This is a genomic window from Burkholderia sp. LK4 (genome assembly GCF_001043615.1).
GTDB lineage: Bacteria > Pseudomonadota > Gammaproteobacteria > Burkholderiales > Burkholderiaceae > Burkholderia > Burkholderia cepacia.
Genome location: NZ_LDUL01000141.1, coordinates 1 through 3,228, shown reverse-complemented (window position 1 = coordinate 3,228; position 3,228 = coordinate 1). Strand labels below are relative to the sequence as shown.

Annotated in this window: 3 protein-coding genes; all 3 read right to left on the bottom strand. The window is 65.2% G+C overall.

What is annotated here, in order from left to right:
* Positions 1-136: 136 nt before the first annotated feature.
* Positions 137-1,291, bottom strand: coding sequence for an ABC transporter ATP-binding protein (locus tag VK92_RS38400; protein ID WP_027788941.1), 1,155 nt, complete (start codon positions 1,289-1,291; stop codon positions 137-139).
* 187 nt (positions 1,292-1,478) lie between these two features.
* Entirely contained in the window at positions 1,479-2,594 is a 1,116-nt protein-coding gene (locus VK92_RS38395; protein WP_021163819.1) for a polyamine ABC transporter substrate-binding protein, read from the bottom strand.
* Between the two features lie 61 nt (positions 2,595-2,655).
* On the bottom strand, positions 2,656-3,228 hold a 573-nt coding region (locus tag VK92_RS38390; protein ID WP_048026182.1), incomplete at its 5' end, for an aminotransferase class III-fold pyridoxal phosphate-dependent enzyme.

Below are 3,228 nucleotides of genomic sequence, written 5' to 3'. Positions count from 1 at the left end.
GACGCTGCGGCCCGACGGCAGGAAACGCGACAGCATCGAGAAACGGCCCGGGCGCGCGCGGCCGGCGCCGGTGCTCGCGGCGCCGGCAGACACCGGCGCGGACGGAGTGGAAGCGGAGGTTCTCATCGTGGCGTCCTCACTGCGTCAGCACGACGCCGCTGGCCGGCGACCACGACACGAACACGTCGTCGTTCCACGCCGGCGCGTTGTCGTTCATCAGGTGCGAGCTCGACAGGTTCGACACCACCGTCTTGCCGCTCGGCAGGCGCACGTGGTACAGCGAGTAGCTGCCCATGTACGCGATGTCGGTCACGACGCCGCGCGCCCAGTTGTGTTTCGAGCCCGGTTTCTCGCGCGACACGTGCACGCGTTCCGGACGCACCGAGATGCCGACCGGCATCCCGAGCGGGCCCGTCACGCCGTGGCTCACGTACATGCGCGCCTCGAGGTCGTCGCTTTCGACGAAGATGTGGTCGGGTTCGTCCTCGACCACGCGCCCTTCGAACAGGTTGGTCGAGCCGATGAATTCGGCCGAGAAGCGGCTGTTCGGGTATTCGTAGACTTCGCCCGGCGAGCCGATCTGCACGATCTTGCCTTCGCTCATCACCGCGAGGCGGCTCGCCATCGTCATCGCCTCTTCCTGGTCGTGCGTGACCATCACGCAGGTCACGTCGACCTTCTCGATGATGTTCACGAGTTCGAGCTGCGTCTTCTGGCGGATCTTCTTGTCGAGCGCGGACATCGGCTCGTCGAGCAGCAGCAGCTTCGGGCGCTTGACCAGCGAGCGCGCCAGCGCGACGCGCTGCTGCTGGCCGCCTGAAAGCTGATGCGGCTTGCGCTTCGCGTACTTGCTCATCTGCACGAGCGCGAGCGCGTCGGCCACGCGTTCCCGGATCTCGTTCTTCGGCGTGCCTTCCTGCTTCAGGCCGAACGCGACGTTCGACTCGACCGTCATGTGCGGGAACAGCGCGTACGACTGGAACATCATGTTCACCGGGCGGCGATACGGCGGCAGCGATGCGAGATCCTCGCCGTCGACGAAGATCTTGCCGGAGGTGGCCGTCTCGAGCCCGGCGAGCATGCGCAGCAGCGTCGACTTGCCGCAGCCGGAGCTGCCGAGCAGCGCGAACAGCTCGTTCTTCGCGATCGTCAGGTTCACGTTGTCGACGGCCGTGCTGTCGCCGAATTTCTTCACGACGTTTTCGATGCGGACGAAGGCGTCGTTTTGGGTACGGGCCGCGGGGGCCGGTTGGGTCTGTCGTGCAGCAGCGGAAGAGGGTATCGATTGCATGGGATTCACCATTCGTTCTTCACGGATTGCAGGCGTGAGCGTCCCCGCGCGAGGCGCGTCATGCGACTCACGGGCAACGGCTCGTGCCGGATGGAACAGTGCGCGCGGCGCGCGCGGGCGGATGGAGTCCGCGGATCTCAGGCGGGCAGGCGTGAAGCGATGCCTGCGCCGCCGGAATGCTTCGCGATCAGTGGCCCGTCTTCAGCTGGGCCCACAGACGGTTCTCGAGGCGCAGGATGTCGGCCGGCATCGGCTTCATCAGCACCATCTTCTTCAGCACGTCTTCGGGCGGGTAGACGGTCGGGTCCTGCGCGACGGCCGGCGTGACGAACTGGTGCGCGGCCTTGTTCGCGGTCGGGTAGAACACCGTGTTGGTGATCGCCGCGTTGACCTTCGGATCGGACACGTAGTTGATCCACTTCAGGGCGGCCTCGGGGTGCGGTGCATCCTTCGGGATCACCATCACGTCGAACCACAGCAGGCCGCCTTCCTTCGGATTCGAGAACTTGATGTCGTACGAGCGCTTCGCTTCGGCCGAGCGGCGATGCGCGATGCCGACGTCGCCCGACCAGCCGAGCACGACGCACACGTCGTTGTTCGCGAGGTCGTTGATGTAGCCGGACGAGTTGAACTGGGTGATGTACGGGCGGACTTTCTTCAGGACTTCGAACGCAGCCTGGTAGTCGCCGGGGTTCTTGCTGTTCGGATCCTTGCCCATGTATTGCAGCGTCGCGGCGAACACGTCGACGGCCTGGTCGAGGAACGACACGCCGCAGCTCTTCAGCTTTTCCATGTTGGCCGGATCGAACACCAACGCCCAGCTGTCGACCGGCGCCTTGTCGCCGAGTGCCTTCTTCACCGCCTGCGCGTTGTAGCCGATGCCGTCGGTGCCGTAGGCCCAGGGCACGCCGTACTGGTTGCCCGGATCGGCGTCCGAGATCATCTTCATCAGCAGCGGGTCGAGGTTCGCGAGGTTCGGCAGCTTCGACTTGTCGAGTTTCTGGTACACGCCGGCCTGGATCTGCTTGGCCATGTAGTTCGACGTCGGCACGACGATGTCGTAGCCCGAACTGCCGGCAAGCAGCTTCGCCTGAAGCGTGTCGTCGCTGTCGTAGTTGTCGTACTTGACGTGGATCCCGGTCTGCTTCTGGAAGTTCGGGATCGTGTCCGGTGCGATGTAGTCGGACCAGTTGTAGACGTTCAGATCCTCGGCATGTGCCGACGGGCTGGCGACCGACGTGAACGCGGCCGCGGCGGCAAGGGCGGCAACGGAACAGGCTTGGCGAAGAAAGCAGGCACGCATGGTGGAATTCCCCTGGTTATGGCGGCGTGCGGCGCCCGCCGCACGCCTGTAGGCAAAACCGTTACGAAATACCCAGTTGCTGGGCGGTTGCATCGACTGCTTTTTTCGCCTTCGATACGAGTTCATCGATTTCCTGACGCGAGATCACGAGCGGCGGCGACAGCAGCATCCGGTCGCCGGTCGCACGCATGATCAGGTTGCCGTTGAAGCAGAAGTCGCGGCAGATCGTGCCGACGTCGCCGCCGTTCGCGAAGCGACGGCGTTCGGCCGGTGCCTCCGCGAGCTGAAGGCTCGCGACGAGGCCGTGGCCGTGCACTTCGCCGACGATCGGGTGACGCGCGAAGGTCTCGCGCATCAGCGCCTGGAAGTACGGGCCCGTGTCGTTCTTCACGCGCTCGACGATCCCTTCGTCGCGCAGCAGCTTCAGGTTCGCGACCGCGACGGCTGCCGCCACCGGGTGGCCCGAGTACGTGAGGCCGTGGTTGAATTCGCCGTTGTCGATGATCGGCCGCGCCACGCGCTCGTGAATGCCGACGGCGCCCATCGGCACGTAGCCCGACGTGAGGCCCTTGGCCATCGTGATCAGGTCAGGCTCGAAGCCGAAGTGCTGGTGCGCGAACCATTCGCCGGTACG